Raw genomic sequence first — 15767 nt, 5'->3', positions numbered from 1 at the left:
GCGCTTGCCCGCGATGGCAATTTGTCTGTGACGTATTTATCGCCTGACAAACAGCTATCGCGGGCAAGCGCGCTCCTACAGGTCCGGACTACACAAAATGGTGCGGTGTTTCCGGCACACCGCCAGCCTCCCTCAAACGGTATCGACCTTCATCGAATGATCACCCAGCATGCCGGTGATGATTGATGCGGTGTCTGGCCCGCCCGCCACCATGCCGCCAGCCCCAGGGGCGACGCCGTAGTGCTGGGCCAGGTCGACGCCTGCCAGGTCGATGGTTTGAGTGGTCGCTCCGCCTGCAACAGCGCTGACCGAGATGGTCGAAACCACGCTCGAATCACTGCCGCTGATGCTGAAATGCAGAAAGTTTTCCAGTGAGTTCGCGTCCTCGTGAGCCCCCTGCAGCAATTGCGACAGGTCCAGTTTGTCGGCGCCAAAGGTGAAGTCGGTGATGGTGTCGTGCCCGGTGTTGCCGGCCATCCACTGGAAGGTGTCGTTCCCCGGCCCGCCGGTCAGCGTGTTGTTCCCCGGTCCGCCGATCAGCAGGTCATCGCCTTCCATGCCATTAAGCACATCGTTGCCCAGCCCGCCGTTGAGCACGTTGTGCCCCGCATCGCCGGTCAGGTGGTCGTTGAAGTTCGAGCCCACCAGATTGTCGATATTGACCAGCGTGTCCGTGCCCGCCCCCACCGTATCCTGCGGGCCGTTGATTCCAGTGCTGACTGTCACTCCCGCCGTCGCCAGCGAATAATCGGCCGTATTATTGCCAGCGCCGCCGTCGAGCAGATCATTGCCTGCGCCACTGAACAGGGTGTCGTTGCCGGCATCGCCGAACAGTTCGTTATTGCCTGCGCCCGCCACCAACACGTCATTGCCATCGCCGCCGTGCAAGTGGCTGTCCGCCGCACCCACCAGCACATCATCGCCTGTGGTGCCGAGCACTACCGACCCATCCTGATGACTGATATTCACCGCTGCCGTGCTGCTGCCGCCATGGGCATCGGTGGCGGTGTAGGTACTGTGAACATCCGGCGTGCTGTTGACGGCGCTGGTGTCGATAGACAGGTTCAACGTGTAGTGCTCGTTAACCGGGGCTGACGCCTGATTGACCACCACCAGTCGGTAAACGCCATCTTCGGTCGCGGTAAAACTGCCGCCGTCAGCGATGCCGTGAAACGCCCCATTCTCAAACTGCCAGGCCATGCCCAACACGTTGTTAGTCAAGCTGTGATCGGCGGTAACCGTTTCCCCGGCTTTCAGATGAACGCTATACAGATCCTGAGCGTTGGACGGCGAGGCGTTGACCGCCCCCAGATACCCGGTGATCACCAACAGCGCAGCCGTGGCGCTGGTGTTGAAGAAATCACTGCGTTCCAGATTTTTCAGGTGGTTGATGTCTCTGTCTTTGCTGCCACCGAACTGAATGACCTTCTGTGACGACGCGGTGAAGTCCGCATTCTTCGCAGCCCAGCCGGTTTCAAATACCGTCGGCGAAGCGCCCAATGAACCGCCGTTGGTCGAGATATCGTTGGCGAGCAATGCCGCTGCAGGAATCTCGACGTTGGTGGAGGTGATATTGGTGATGACGTTGTCCGCTACTGCCGTCGGCACCTCGTAAACTGGCGGCGCCACGACATGAATCGTCAGTTGCGCCGACGCCAGATCACCGTCGAAATCGCTGAGAACGTAGTGGATGTTTTCAGTCTGCGCCTGCTGCACGCCTGACGCCGGGGTGTAGGTGTAAACCCCGCTGTCCATGTTCATCACCAGCGTACCGCCGTGCTCGGTGGTGACGGTGAGCGTGTTGCTGCGCGGATCAAAGCTGCCGTGATCCTCGCCGCCACTGGTAATGACACCACCCGAATGGCTATACGCCCGAGGGTTGTAGCTGTAGGTGGTACCGTCGACGCTGATGGATTTGATAAAGCCCTGATCGGCGCCAAACGTACCGCCTTCGAGCAGGCTGCCATGCACCCCGCCCTGCACCGTCCCGCTGAGCACCACGTCCAGCTGCCCGAGATCGGTAACGATCACCGCATTACTGTCGGTGCCGGTCGCGCCGTTATGGGCGACCGGATTGAGGTACGTGCTGCTGACATCCGCGCCCACACCAATCGCGTAGGCATTGATGTGATTCGTGTCGAGGAACTGCGTCCAGACGTGCTCCTCATTGATGTCGATGCCATCACCCCGCCCAGGGTTGGGCTGGCTTCCGGGATTGGAGTGCTGCGGCGACAGGGTCGGATTGCCATCCGAGAAGAAGTACGCCAGATTCTGCGCCCCGCTCAATGCACCCTTCTCGCCGAACGCCTGTTGCGCAGCGGCCAAGGCTGCGTCGTAGTTGGTGCCGTTGCCCGCCTGAATCGCCGCGACCATGCTTTTGGCGGTGGCGACATCCACCCACTCCTTGCTGACGACATCCGCCTGGCTGTTGAACGTTACCACCTGCACACGCACGTCACCCAAGGCGTCGTACTTGTTCAACAGCTCGATGATCGACTGCTTTTCCAGATCCAGCCGCGACAACCCGTTGACCCCGGAGGCCTCGTTCATGCTCGCTGAGTTATCAACGATAAGCATCAGGTTGGTATCGATCTGCTCGCTGGTCACGGTTTTATCGATGCACGCTGCAATCGGCTGGTCATCGACAATGCTGACCACAATCTGAGCGGTGGACGAATGCCCCAGCGCATCGGTAACCGTGTAGCTAAAAGTGTCATGGGTGATGTTGGGACCATCGTTGGCCGCAGGTGTAGTTTGCGGCGCGGTGGTCAGCGTGTAGGTGTAGGTGCCATCGGCGTTCAGGTGCAACACGCCGTAGGCACCATTGGCTGTTCCGTTTTCGGCGTTGTTCAGACTGAAAGTCAGCGCGCCGTTACCGCCACTCACGGAATCGGCCACCGTGCCGCTGCCGGTTTCGGCGGTCGAGCCCGGATTGCTGCCGGTCACTCGGCCTGGCGCCAGATCCTGTCCGTCCTTATGAACATCAAGCGCGCTTTCCAGCACCGTTACGTCGTGATCGTTGCAGGCAATCGGCGGGCACGGCGGGTCCACTTTGACCGTGATGGTGGTGGTGCTGGTGTCGCCGTCCGCGTCCTGAATGGTGTAGGTGAAGACGTCCTTGCCGCCGTGGGCGCCGACCAGATCAGGGTTGCTTTGGTAGGTCGCGTTGCCCTGGGCATCGACGGTCAATGTGCCGTACAGACCGCTGATCACTGTGTTGACGCCAGTGGACACCGGATGCGCCGCGTCGCCGCCCGCTTTCACGCCGACCACCAGCCCTGCCGGACCGGGACCGTCCGCACCAGCGCTGTCATTGAGCAGAATGTTACCGCTGACCGTGCCCCCCGCTGCCACACCCGCCAGATCGGCCTCGGCATGGGGCGTGTCATCGACGATCCTGACGCTGACATTGCCATCCGCCACATCGCCGTCGCTGTCCACGGCATGAACCGGGATCTGGTCAGTAATCGAAGTGCCGTTACCCTGATTGTGGGTTTCCGGCGTGTTCAGCGTGTAGCTATAACTGACCTCGCCGGTAGCCGGGTTGTAGTTGCTGATGGTCAGCGTGCTGCCCGATGGCAAGGTGATCGACTGCGGATTAGTGAGCGCCACGCCGTCGACGATGACGTTGATGCCACCCACGGTGAGGGTTTGCAGGCCGTCCGGCGCACTGATCTTCACGGTGCCGGTCTGCGTCAGCGCGTCTTGATCAGGGTTTGAACCCCCAGGCAGATTAGCTTCGTTGACCGTGCAGTCGCCGGGCTCGATGATCACGCCGCCATCAGGTTTTCCGGGGACGACATTGACCGTGACGGTGGTGGTGCTGGTATCGCCGTCGGCATCGCGGATGGTGTAGGTGAAAATATCTTGTGTGCCGTCGGGCACGACGCCGGGGTTGGCGGTGTAAACGGCATTGCCTTGAGCATCGACGATCAGCTCGCCGTACAGGCCGACGATCACAGTGTTCAAACCTGTAGTCACTGCGGTTGAGGTATCGCCACCGGGTTTGACGCCGATGATCAGACCGCCCGGCCCTGCGCCGTCAGCACCCGCCGTGTCGTTGAGCAGCAGATTGCCGCTGGTGTCCCCACCTGCTGCGACCCAACCAATATCAGCGCCAGCATTAGGTACGTCGTCGAGGACCACGATGTTGATGTTGCCATCGGCCACATCGCCGTCGCTGTCGACCGCGTGTACAGCGATCTGCTCGTTGTTGCTCGTGCCGTCGCCCTGGTTATGGGTTTCCGGATTGTTCAGCGTGTAGCTGTAACTGACCTCGCCCGTGACCGGGTTGTAATTGCTGATGGTCAGCGTGCTGCCCGATGGCAAGGTGATCGACTGCGGGTTAGCGAGGGGGACGCCATCGACGATGACGTTGATGCCGCCCACGGTGAGGGTTTGCAGGCCGTCAGGGGCATTGATCTTCACGGTGCCGGTCTGCGTCAGCGCGCCGTCATCGGGGTTAGAGCCGCCGGGCAGATTGGCTTCGTTGACCGTGCAGTCGCCCGGTTCGATGATCACGCCGCCATCAGGTTTTCCGGGGACGACATTGACCGTCACGGTGGTGGTGCTGGTATCGCCGTCGGCGTCGCGGATGGTGTAGGTGAAAATATCTTGTGTGCCGTCGGGCACGACGCCGGGGTTGGCGGTGTAAACGGCATTGCCTTGAGCATCGACGATCAGCTCGCCGTACAGGCCGACGATCACAGTGTTCAAACCTGTAGTCACTGCGGTTGAGGTATCGCCACCGGGTTTGACGCCGATGATCAGACCGCCCGGCCCTGCGCCGTCAGCACCCGCCGTGTCGTTGAGCAGCAGATTGCCGCTGGTGTCCCCACCTGCTGCGACCCAACCAATATCAGCGCCAGCATTAGGTACGTCGTCGAGGACCACGATGTTGATGTTGCCATCGGCCACATCGCCGTCGCTGTCGACCGCGTGTACAGCGATCTGCTCGTTGTTGCTCGTGCCGTCGCCCTGGTTATGGGTTTCCGGATTGTTCAGCGTGTAGCTGTAACTGACCTCGCCCGTGACCGGGTTGTAATTGCTGATGGTCAGCGTGCTGCCCGATGGCAAGGTGATCGACTGCGGGTTAGCGAGGGGGACGCCATCGACGATGACGTTGATGCCGCCCACGGTGAGGGTTTGCAGGCCGTCGGCAGCCGTCACTTTGATCAAGCCGGATTGAGTCAGCGCACCTTCATCAGGGTTCGAGCCGCTGGCAAGGTTGGCTTCATTGAGCGTGAGTTGGCTGTTGCCGAGCGTCACGCCATTGTCCGCAGGCGGTGGCACCACGACAGGGGGTTCGACAGGTGGTGGCGGTTCCACTGGCGGGGGCACTACGACGGGAGGCTCGACGGGAGGCGGCTCAACTGGCGGTGGCACCACAACAGGTGGCTCGACCAGAGGTGGTTCAACCGGAGGCGGCTCGACAGTAGGCGGCTCAACCGGCGGAGGCTCAACCGGCGGCGGTTGCACTGGCGGCACAGTAACCGGTGGCTCCGTTAGCGGTGGCAGCGAAGAGTCCGGCGATCCATCGTCCCCGTAAATACGCCCCAACGGGAATTCGGGCACGCTGCCCAAGCCCGCCGTCGGGAAGCCAATCACTGGCACGACCACACCTGCGGTTTCAGTCAGCAGCACAGCGGTGTGCCCACCGCCCAGCGCACTTGGCGATCCGCCGGGGTTGGCATTGCCAGCGGCAGGCGGATCAGTGACCTGCGTCGGGTCGGCCCCCGCCGCAATGGCCTGCTGCACAGCCGTGAGTTGGCCTTGGCTGGAAGTCGGGTCTGGCGTGTCGATATGGGTGGCGTGGTTGGCGAGGATTTCCGGGGTCAGCGGCATGCGGCTATCTCGACCCAGAGTTAACTCGCCGCCTTTGGCAAGATGCACCGCGACAGCGCCTGTGACCCCCGTCTGCAATTGCTCCCCGGCGTACACCTTGTCGCCCTCGATCAACAATCGCTTGGTGCCGTTGCTCGCTATCGCAAAAACATCGCCCACCACTTGCCGAACCGTACCGATCAAACTGGCCATATCCACTCCCTTTCGCTGCAATCCCGGATCATAAATGTTACGAATCCAACAGAAAGTGTTTGATCAAAGCAACAAAATGGCTCAGAGCCAGCATCAAGCGACAATTTTATGTCGCTGAATTTTTTCAAGTTTTTTGCTCGAAAAACCGCTTGATCAAACGCCGTCAAATTTCCGTTGAACCTTCCGATAAATCCCTACAGAGCCCATAAAGCGCTGAATAGGCGCAATTACTTGGATTCACAATCGCTCGATTCAGGAAAAGGACATAAGTTTTTTTTGGAATAAGCCTTATGAAAAAAACGTCTGAGCAATCCTGAAAGTTGTTCTTAGCTGTGATGTTACAAACCTGATACGGTTTTAACCGCATAGGTCGTCGGTTTTTTGGCGAAAGCAGCAAGTCAACCCAGGGAGAAGTACTCATGCGCGATTTGACCCCGCTCTACATAGCAGTCGTGTTGGCGGTGGGCTGCGCTCAAGCGCAAGCCATGTCGCTTACCCAAGCGATCCAGAACACCATCGATTACCACCCGGAAATTCGCTCGAACGTGAATAACCGACTGTCCGCCGATGAAGACGTGAAGTTCGCCAAAGGCGGATATCGCCCGGTGGTGGATTTGAACGCTGCTTATGGCCGCCAGCACACCGACAGCCCGACCACCCGCTTCGTCGGCAATCACAACGAAGAAACCCTGAACTACACCCAGTCGGAATTACGCCTGCGACAAATGCTGTTCGACGGTTTCAATACCAAGAACGAAGTAGGCCGCACCGAAGCAGTGGTCAATTCCCGCGCCTACTACCTGCGCGGCACGTCCGAAGACCTGGCGCTGCGGGCCATCGAGGTTTATCTCGAAGTGCTCAAGCGCCGCGAGCTGCTGGACCTGGCGAAGAACAACCTCCAGGCGCACTTGCGCATCAACGACCAGATCGGTATGCGCAGCAATCAGGGGATTGGCAGCAACGCCGACCGTGATCAGTCCAAAGCCCGCCGTGCGCTGGCTGAGAACAATTTCTATACCGCGCAAGTCGACCTGCAGGATGCCGAAGCGAACTTCTTCAGCGCTGTAGGCAAGATGCCAGACGAGCTGGAAACGCCGCCGTCGATCAAGGGTGAAGTGTCCAAATCCCTGCCCGACGCCAAGCAAAGCATGTTGAACAACAACCCTTACCTGAAATCGGCACAAGCCGATGTCCAGGCTGCCGAGAAGCAATACGAGGTCGCGAAGTCGCCGTTCTATCCGCGCTTCGACGGTGAACTGGCGGTCGGTGCCAACAACAACATTCAGGGCGAAGAAGGCCACGACAACGAATGGCGCGCCGCCGTGGTGATGAATTACAACCTGTACAACGGCAATCGTGATCAAGCGCGTCTGAAGTCCGACTCGTACAAGACCGGCCAGGCGATGGACATCCGCAACAATGCCCTGCGCATGCTCAACGAAAACCTGTCGCTGGCCTGGAACGCCATGAACAACGCGCGCACCCAGACCCCGATTGCTCGTGAATACGCGGAAACCACCACCCGCGTACGTGCTGCCTATCAGGACCAGTTCGGCCTCGGGCAACGCACTCTGCTTGACCTGCTGGACAGCGAAAACGAGCTGTACAACGCCTCCCGCCGTTACACCGAGCTGCGTTACACCGAGGAATATTCGATGTACCGGGTGCTGGCCACCGAAGGCGAACTGCTGCGCAAAGCACGCGTCGTGCTTCCCGCCGAAGCGGTCGCCATGACGGAAGTCAAAAACGAAGCACGCCTGCCTGAGATGAAGTAGCGCGTCAGCGCCGGGGATACGCCTGTGACCAGCATGGAACTGCCGCACCCGATTGACCCACGTTCGAACTTCGACGATCCGCTGCTCGATGGCTTGCTGATCTTGTGCAAGCTGCACGATTGCAGCGCCAGCCGCACCAGCCTCAGCGCCGGACTGCCACTGGCGCAGCAGCGCCTTGATATCGAACTCTTGCCTCGCGCCGCCGCTCGCGCAGGTCTGCAGGCGCGCATGTTGCGCCGCGATCTGAACGCCATCGACGGCTTGAATCTGCCCGTATTGCTGCTGCTCAAGGGCAATCGTTGCGCGGTGCTCAGACGCTGGGAAGAAGACGGTCGCGCGCTGATCCTGCCAAGCGAGGCCGAGGGTGGCGAACAACGCGTGACCCGTGAAGAACTGCAAGCTATCTATACAGGTCAGGCGTTATACGCCCGCCCCCGCCATGAGCTGGAAAACCTTCGCGCGCCGCTGGTGCCGCGGGTGGAAGCCTGGTTTCGCGACACATTGAAACTGTCCCGCGGCTTATATGGCGATGCGATTCTTGCCAGCTTCCTGATCAATCTACTGGGGCTGATGGTGCCGCTGTTCGTGATGCAAACCTACGACCGCGTGGTGCCCAACCAGGCGACATCAACGTTGTGGGTGCTGGCTGTCGGTCTGCTGATCGGCACCGCGTTCGAGCTGACCCTGCGTCTGGTGCGCGCGCACCTGCTGGATCAGGCAGGGAAGAAAACCGATGTGATTCTCTCGGCGACGCTATTCGAGCGCATCACTGGCATGTCGATGAAAGCGCGCCCGGCCAGCATCGGCGGCTTCGCTCAGAGCATTCATGACTTCCAGGGCCTGCGGGAATTTCTCACCGCCGTGACCCTGACCAGCATTATCGATCTGCCGTTCGCTGTACTGATGCTGGCGGTGATCGGCATGCTCGGCGGCTGGCTGGTAGTGATTCCGCTGGTTGCGTTCCCCATCACCATCCTGTTCGCCTGGTTGGTGCAGATGCGCCTGCGCGATACGGTGGAGAAAAGCCTCGCGCTGGGCGCCGAGCGTCAAGCCTTGCTGGTGGAAACCCTTGGCGGGCTGGAAACCCTCAAAGCGTGCAGCGCCGAAAGCGAGCGCCAGCACAAATGGGAATCGACCCACGGCGCCCTCACCCGCCTGGACAGCCATGCCCGTGATCTGTCGGCACTGGCCAGTAACGGCACCTTGTTCATCCAGCAGTTCTCGGGCATGGCGACGATTGTGGCGGGGGTGTACATCATCATCGCCGGCAACCTGAGCGTGGGTGCGCTGGTCGCCAGCTACATGCTCGGCAGCCGGGTGTTGGCGCCGCTCGGGCAGATCGCCGGGCTGATCACGCGCTATCAACAAGCGCAAGTGACGATGAAAAGCACTGATGCCTTGATGGCTTTGCCGCAAGAGCGGGACAGCTCGAAACGTCCGCTGGAACACGTGCGGCTAAACGGTGCGATCAACGTGGTCAAGGCCAGCTTCAGCTATGGCGGCCAGGGCGCACAGGCGCTGACTGAGGTCACGCTCAACATTCGTCCCGGCGAGCGCATTGGCATCATCGGCCGCAGCGGTTCAGGCAAAAGTACGTTGGCGCGGCTGCTGATGGGTTTTTACACGCCCGATGAAGGGCAACTGTTATTGGATGGTCTGGACCTGCGACAAGTAGACGTCGCCGATCTGCGCCAACAAGTAGGTTATGTCGCCCATGACCTGCCGCTGCTGGCAGGCAGTCTGCGCGACAACCTGACACTGGGCGCGCGATACGTCACTGACGCACGGATGCTGGAGGTAGCAGAAATCACTGGCGTGGGCGATCTGGCGCGGCATCACCCGCTGGGTTATGACAGGCCGGTTGGTGAACGCGGGCAATTGCTGTCCGGTGGTCAACGGCAGGCGGTATTGCTGGCGCGAGCGCTGTTGCTCGATCCGCCGATCATGCTGCTGGACGAGCCTACCAGTCACATGGACAACGGCAGCGAAGATGTCCTGCGGCAAAAGCTCGCCACACTTGTGCAGGGCAAAACCCTGCTGCTGGTGACCCATCGCATGTCGATGTTGAGTCTGGTGGATCGGCTGGTGGTGCTGGACAACGGCAAAGTGGTCGCCGACGGTCCCAAAGAGCAAGTCGTTGAAGCACTGCGCAAGGGCCGTGTCGGCCAGGCCACGGTTTAAGGAGCGTTACCTATGTCATCCGCTCACAGCTATAACAGCTACTTTCGCCCGGGCAATCAGGTCGATCACGAGTTCATGCCCGAGGTGGCCGGCGTGGTCGCGCAGGATTCCTCCCGGCGCTCGCGACTCACCGTGTGGATAGCCGCAGCGTTGATCGTCAGCGCGCTGGTCTGGGCCAAATTTGCCGTGATCCAGGAAGTCACCATGGGCGAAGGCAAGGCGATTCCATCGAGCAAGGTGCAGGTGATTCAAAACCTGGAAGGCGGGATCGTCACCGAGATATTCGTGCGTGAAGGGCAATTGGTGAACAAGGGCGATACTCTGTTGCGCCTCGATGACACGCGGTTTCTGTCGAACAAAGGCGAGAGCGAAGTAGACCGCTACACGCTGACCGCCCAAGTGGAGCGGCTGTCGGCGGAAGCTGAAGGCCGGCCGTTCAAGCCGTCAGCCGAAGTACTGGCCAAAGCGCCGCAGGTGGCGGCCGATGAACAATCGCTGTACGACTCGCGGCAACGGCGTCTCGCCAGTGAACAGCGCACCTTGCAGGAACAACTTCGGCAGAAGCAGCAAGAGCTGGCCGAGTTTCGCTCCAAGCAGGATCAGTACCGTAATTCCTTGGGGTTCATTCAGCAGGAGCTGGCGATGTCGACGCCTTTGATTGCCAGCGGGGCGGTGTCGCCGGTGGAAATCATCCGTTTGAAAGGCAAGGCGGCCGAGGCAAGAGGTTCGCTGGATGCAACCTCGCTGGCGATTCCTAGAGCAGAATCTGCGATCAACGAGATCAAGAGCAAGGTTCAGGAATCCACCGACAGCTTCCGTTCAGACGCCTCCAAGGACCTCAACGACAAACGCGCGGAGCTTTCGAAAGCCAACTCCACCAGCATCGCCATCAATGACCGCGTGACACGCACCACCGTCACCGCGCCGATGAAAGGCATCGTCAAGACGCTGAAGGTCAACACCATCGGCGGCGTGGTCCAGCCAGGTAGCGATCTGGTGGAAATCGTGCCGCTGGAAGACAACCTGCTGATCGAGGCGAAGGTGCGGCCGCAGGATGTGGCGTTTTTGCATCCGGGCCAAAAGGCGATGGTGAAATTCAGCGCCTATGACTACACGATCTACGGCGGGCTGCCGGCGAAACTGGAACTGATCGGCGCCGATACCGTGACCGACGACAAAGGCAACAGCTTTTACCTGATCCAGGTCCGCACCGACAAAAATCACCTGGGCGGCGACGCCAAACCGCTGCTGATCATCCCCGGAATGGTCGCTACCGTGGACATCATGACCGGCGAGAAAAGCGTGATGGATTACCTGTTGAAACCGGTGTTGAAGGCCAGGACCGAAGCGTTGCGGGAGCGGTGATTGCGCCGTCAGGTAGCCAGGATCGATGAGAAAGAGTCCCCTCTTAACCAAACGCAGGCCCGTGGGAGGGAGCTTGCTCGCGATTGGATTGGCTACCCGCCACACCGAGGATGCAGCGTATGTTCCGGCCTCATCGCGAGCAAGCTCCCTCCCACCACGATAAATGATCAGGCTGCTTTTTGTGCCACTTGATTCCAGGCGCAGTGCTTTTGATTCTGGGCGCAGCCCGTAGGAGTCCAGCTTGCTGACGATCTGCCGGGGACCGGCAGTAAACCTGCGCACCGGATTCGTCAGATATACCGAGGTGGCTGAATTTAGGGCTGGTGCCCAGCCCATCGCTGCCGTCGTTACCTCCGAAAGCTCCTACGCCTTCGGCAGAAGCAGGACGGCGCTATTTCCCCTTCTTTTTGTCTTTCTCAAACGCCGCTGCCAACGCGTCATTGATCGTGCGCAGCACTTTGACTCGGGCCCAGCGTTTGTCGTTGGCTTCGACCAGGGTCCAGGGGGCGATTTCGGTGCTGGTGCGATCAACCATGTCACGCACGGCCTCGCGGTACATGGGCCATTTCTTGCGGTTGCGCCAGTCGTCTTCCGTGATTTTGTAGCGCTTGAACGGGATTTTCTCCCGCGCCTCGAAACGCTCCAGCTGGGTCTTCTCATCGATCGCCAGCCAGAATTTCACCACCACGATGCCAGCGTCGGTGAGCTGTTCTTCGAAGTCGTTGATTTCGCTGTAGGCACGTAACCAGTCGGCCTCAGAACAAAAGCCCTCGACTCGCTCGACCAGCACCCGGCCATACCAGGAACGGTCGAAAATCGTGAACTTGCCCCGTGGCGGAATTTGCCGCCAGAACCGCCACAAATATGGCTGCGCGCGCTCGTCTTCGGTGGGCGCGGCAATCGGTACGATGTTGTACTGGCGCGGGTCCAGTGCTGCAGCCACGCGCTTGACCGCCCCACCTTTGCCCGCCGCATCATTACCCTCGAACACCGCCACCAAAGCATGGCGCCGCATGCGCTTGTCACGCATCAATCCGGATAGCCGTGCTTGCTGGGTGATCAGTTGTTCGTCGTAGTCGTCCTTCTCCAGGCTCAGCGTCATGTCCAGATTGTCGAGCAAGGTCAACTCGGTGCCATCGCCCGGCAACGGACCGAGATTGACCAGATGGGCATCGCTATCAGGGGTCTTCAACGCGTTTTGCATGCCTTCGAGCAACAGGCGACCCACCGTCAGGCTGCGGTAGTTAGGGTCCACGCCTTCGATCACATGCCAAGGCGCGTAATCGCGACTGGTACGACGCAGCACCCGCTCACCGACCCGCACGAACTTGTCGTAGGTTTTCGATTGCTGCCAGTCCAGCGGGCTGATGCGCCAGCTGTGCAGCGGGTCATCGCGCAGGGTTTTGAGGCGCAACTTCATGTCTTTCTTGGACAGGTGAAACCAGAACTTGAAGATCACCGCGCCTTCATCGGTGAGCATTTTTTCCAGGCGCTCGGCGCCGTTGATAGCCTGATCCAGCACCGGTCCTTTGAATTGCCCGTGTACACGCCCTTGAATCATCTGGCTGTACCAGTTGCCGAAGAACACGCCGATTCGGCCTTTAGGCGGGAGGTAGCGCCAGTAGCGCCAGACGGGAGGACGAGCCAGTTCTTCATCTGTTTGCTGATCGAAAGTGCGCACTTCTATGTAGCGCGGGTCCATCCATTCGTTGAGCAGCTTGACGGTTTCGCCCTTCCCGGCGCCCTCAATGCCGTTGATCAACACAATGACCTGGCGCTTGGCTTGCTCGTGCAGCTCGTACTGGGCTTCGAGCAGCGCCTCGCGCAATGCGGGGACTTCTGCGTCGTAGGTATCGTCGTCGATGGTGTGACCAATTTCCGCGGATTCAAACATGCGTGACTCCCGTGACAGTGACACAAGCCTGGCAGACGGCCAGGAAATGAAGGTGTGCGATGGGGCTAGTGAAGGTAGGACCATCGCCACTACAGATCAATCCATGCAAACACAAATCTGGCCGTAGACACTATGGCGGCAACTTCGGCGCCGGTCGGCCTCGCTCCAGTGCAAGCGCGGCGTTAAGATTGCCGCCTCTTCGTGCCGAGCCCACCATGACCATCACCCATCACGCCCAGATCGACTGGGACGAACACGGCAATCCGCACTCCCGGGCATTTGCCGACGTGTACTTTTCTACCGAGTCGGGGCTGGCCGAGACGCGTCATGTGTTCCTGACCCAGAACGAGCTGCACGAACGCTTCAGCGCGCTGCCTGAAAATGGACGTCTGGTGATTGGCGAAACCGGTTTTGGCACGGGCCTGAATTTTCTCTGTGCCTGGCAGTTGTTCCAGGCGTGCGCCAAGCCGGGCGTGCGGATGCAATTCGTCAGTGTCGAGAAGTACCCGCTGAACTTCGATGATCTGCAACGCGCCCTAGCCTTGTGGCCGGAGTTGAGCGTGTTCGCTGAGCAGTTGCTGAAGCAGTACGTAGCGGTGCATGAGGGCTTTCAGCGCTTCGTGTTCGACGATGGCCGGGTGACCCTGACGCTGTTGATCGGCGATGCGCTGGACATGCTGCCGCAACTGGATGGGCAGATCGATGCGTGGTTTCTCGATGGCTTCGCGCCGGCGAAGAACCCGGACATGTGGACCCCCGAACTGTTCGCTGAACTTGCCAGGCTGGCCGCGCCGGGCTCGACCATCGCCACGTTCACCAGCACCGGTTGGGTCAGGCGTGCGCTGAACGCTGCGGGCTTCAAAATGAAACGCGTGCCAGGCATCGGCCATAAATGGGAAGTGCTTAAAGGCAAGTTTCTTGGATGGCCTGAAGATGCTGCCGTGTCTGCGCCAGTCAAACCGTGGTTCGCACGCCCGCAGCCTGTGTCAGGCGCGCGCAAGGCTTTGGTGATCGGCGCCGGGCTGGCCGGTTGCGCCACGGCGGCGAGTCTGGCGGCTCGGGGTTGGCAGGTCAGTCTGTTGGACCGTCATCATGATATTGCGCAAGAAGCGTCGGGCAATCTGCAGGGCGTGCTTTATCTCAAGCTGTCGGCCCATGGCACCGCGCTGTCGCAGTTGATCCTCAGCGGTTTCGGCCACACGCGACGGCTGCTTGAGCGTTTGGAGCGTGGCGTCGATTGGGATGACTGCGGCGTGCTGCAGTTGGCTTTCGATGACAAGGAAGGCGAACGTCAGGTGCAACTGGCAGAGGCGTTCCCGGCTGAGCTGTTGCAGTTACTGGATCGTGCCGACGCCGAAACCCGAGCCGGTGTCGCACTCAAATCGGGTGGCTTGTTTTATCCCCAGGGCGGCTGGGTTCACCCGCCTACGCTTTGCCGGCATCAGGCTGATTCGAACAACATTCACCTGATGACCCACCACGATGTGGTCGAGTTGCGTCACGAGAACGGGATTTGGCAAGCATGGGACGGCGAACGCTTGCTGGACTCGGCTCCCGTGGTGGTGCTGGCAGGCGCGGCTGACGTCAAACACTTCCCCGGCAGCGCCGAACTGCCGCTCAAGCGCATTCGCGGGCAGATCACACATTTGCAGCAGACCGAGGCCAGTCAGGCGCTGGGCACGGTGGTGTGTGCAGAGGGTTACGTCGTACCGGCACGATTGGGTGAGCACACCCTCGGCGCCAGCTTTGATTTCAAGTCAGACGATCTGACGCCGACCACTGCGGAACATCTGGGCAATCTGGACATGCTGCGCGAGATTTCAGAAGACCTGGTGGATCGCTTGAACATCAGCGCACTCGCCAGCGATGCGCTGGAGGGGCGCGCGGCCTTTCGCTGTACCAGCCCTGATTACCTGCCTATCGTCGGGCCCCTGGCAGACCGCGCAACGTTTCTGGAAAGCTACGGGGTGTTGCGCAAAGACGCCCGGCAAATCCCGGACATTCCTTGCCCGTGGATTGAAGGCTTGTACATCAACAGCGGCCATGGTTCACGGGGTTTGATTACTGCGCCGCTGTCGGGAGAATTGATCGCCGCCTGGCTGGACAACGAACCCTTGCCGCTACCCCGCGCCGTGGCCGAAGCGTGTCACCCGAATCGGTTTGTGCTGCGCCAGTTGATTCGTGGGAAGTGACCGGACGCGTGGGAGGGAGCTTACTCGCGATGCGATAGCAGGCCCTCGAGAAGTGCGTCTGCCGGGATGCCCTCTCGCGAGCAAGCTCCCTCCCACAGCCGTCGATGCAGAAACCAACATTGATCACGGTCTGCTTCTGCCGAAGGCGTAGGAGTCCAGCTTGCTGACGATCTGCCGGGAACCGGCAGTAAAACCGGCGCACCGGATTCGTCAGATATACCGAGGTGGCTGATTTGGGGCTAGTGCCCAGCCCATCGCTGCCGTCGTTACCTCCGAGAGCTCCTACGCCTTCGGCAGAAGCACGACGGCGGCGCTGCATAAATC

General features: G+C 60.3%; 6 protein-coding genes. 4 read left to right on the top strand and 2 right to left on the bottom strand.

Annotated features, from left to right (window positions below):
* Window positions 1-132: 132 nt before the first annotated feature.
* A complete protein-coding gene (locus tag ACWKV9_RS23265; RefSeq protein WP_483838455.1) occupies window positions 133-6036 on the bottom strand; it encodes a retention module-containing protein in 5904 nt (1967 codons plus the stop codon).
* Between the two features lie 419 nt (window positions 6037-6455).
* On the opposite strand from ACWKV9_RS23265, the gene ACWKV9_RS23260 reads away from it, so the two are divergent.
* Genes ACWKV9_RS23260 through ACWKV9_RS23250 form a run of 3 tightly spaced genes read left to right on the top strand, consistent with a single transcriptional unit; the run spans window position 6456 to window position 11357 of the window.
* Window positions 6456-7811, top strand: a complete 1356-nt coding sequence (locus ACWKV9_RS23260; protein ID WP_483838454.1) for a TolC family outer membrane protein — start codon at window positions 6456-6458, stop codon at window positions 7809-7811.
* Window positions 7812-7835: 24 nt separating this feature from the next.
* Complete coding sequence (locus ACWKV9_RS23255; RefSeq protein WP_483838453.1) at window positions 7836-9992, top strand: type I secretion system permease/ATPase; 2157 nt, start codon at window positions 7836-7838, stop codon at window positions 9990-9992.
* 12 nt (window positions 9993-10004) lie between these two features.
* Window positions 10005-11357 carry an HlyD family type I secretion periplasmic adaptor subunit gene (locus ACWKV9_RS23250; protein WP_483838452.1) on the top strand — a complete coding sequence of 451 codons (1353 nt, stop codon included), beginning with the start codon at window positions 10005-10007 and terminating at the stop codon, window positions 11355-11357.
* 391 nt (window positions 11358-11748) lie between these two features.
* On the opposite strand, the gene pap is transcribed toward ACWKV9_RS23250, so the two are convergent.
* Window positions 11749-13251 carry a polyphosphate:AMP phosphotransferase gene (pap, locus tag ACWKV9_RS23245; protein WP_483838451.1) on the bottom strand — a complete coding sequence of 501 codons (1503 nt, stop codon included), beginning with the start codon at window positions 13249-13251 and terminating at the stop codon, window positions 11749-11751.
* A gap of 215 nt (window positions 13252-13466) precedes the next feature.
* On the opposite strand from pap, the gene mnmC reads away from it, so the two are divergent.
* Window positions 13467-15443, top strand: coding sequence for a bifunctional tRNA (5-methylaminomethyl-2-thiouridine)(34)-methyltransferase MnmC2/FAD-dependent 5-carboxymethylaminomethyl-2-thiouridine(34) oxidoreductase MnmC1 (gene mnmC / locus ACWKV9_RS23240; RefSeq protein WP_483838450.1), 1977 nt, complete (start codon window positions 13467-13469; stop codon window positions 15441-15443).
* Window positions 15444-15767: the final 324 nt, after the last annotated feature.

It is taken from the genome of Pseudomonas corni (genome assembly GCF_057128765.1).
The sequence above is the reverse complement of the archived record's forward strand: the minus strand, read 5'-3'. Positions and strand labels throughout refer to the sequence as shown.

Excerpts from the sequence above, each read along its gene's own strand:
- ACWKV9_RS23260 (WP_483838454.1), top strand. The coding sequence starts at position 6,456 with ATGCGCGATTTGACCCCGCTCTACATAGCAGTCGTGTTGGCGGTGGGC.
- ACWKV9_RS23250 (WP_483838452.1), top strand. The coding sequence starts at position 10,005 with ATGTCATCCGCTCACAGCTATAACAGCTACTTTCGCCCGGGCAATCAG.
- mnmC (WP_483838450.1), top strand. The coding sequence starts at position 13,467 with ATGACCATCACCCATCACGCCCAGATCGACTGGGACGAACACGGCAAT.
- ACWKV9_RS23265 (WP_483838455.1), bottom strand. The coding sequence starts at position 6,036 with ATGGCCAGTTTGATCGGTACGGTTCGGCAAGTGGTGGGCGATGTTTTT.
- pap (WP_483838451.1), bottom strand. The coding sequence starts at position 13,251 with ATGTTTGAATCCGCGGAAATTGGTCACACCATCGACGACGATACCTAC.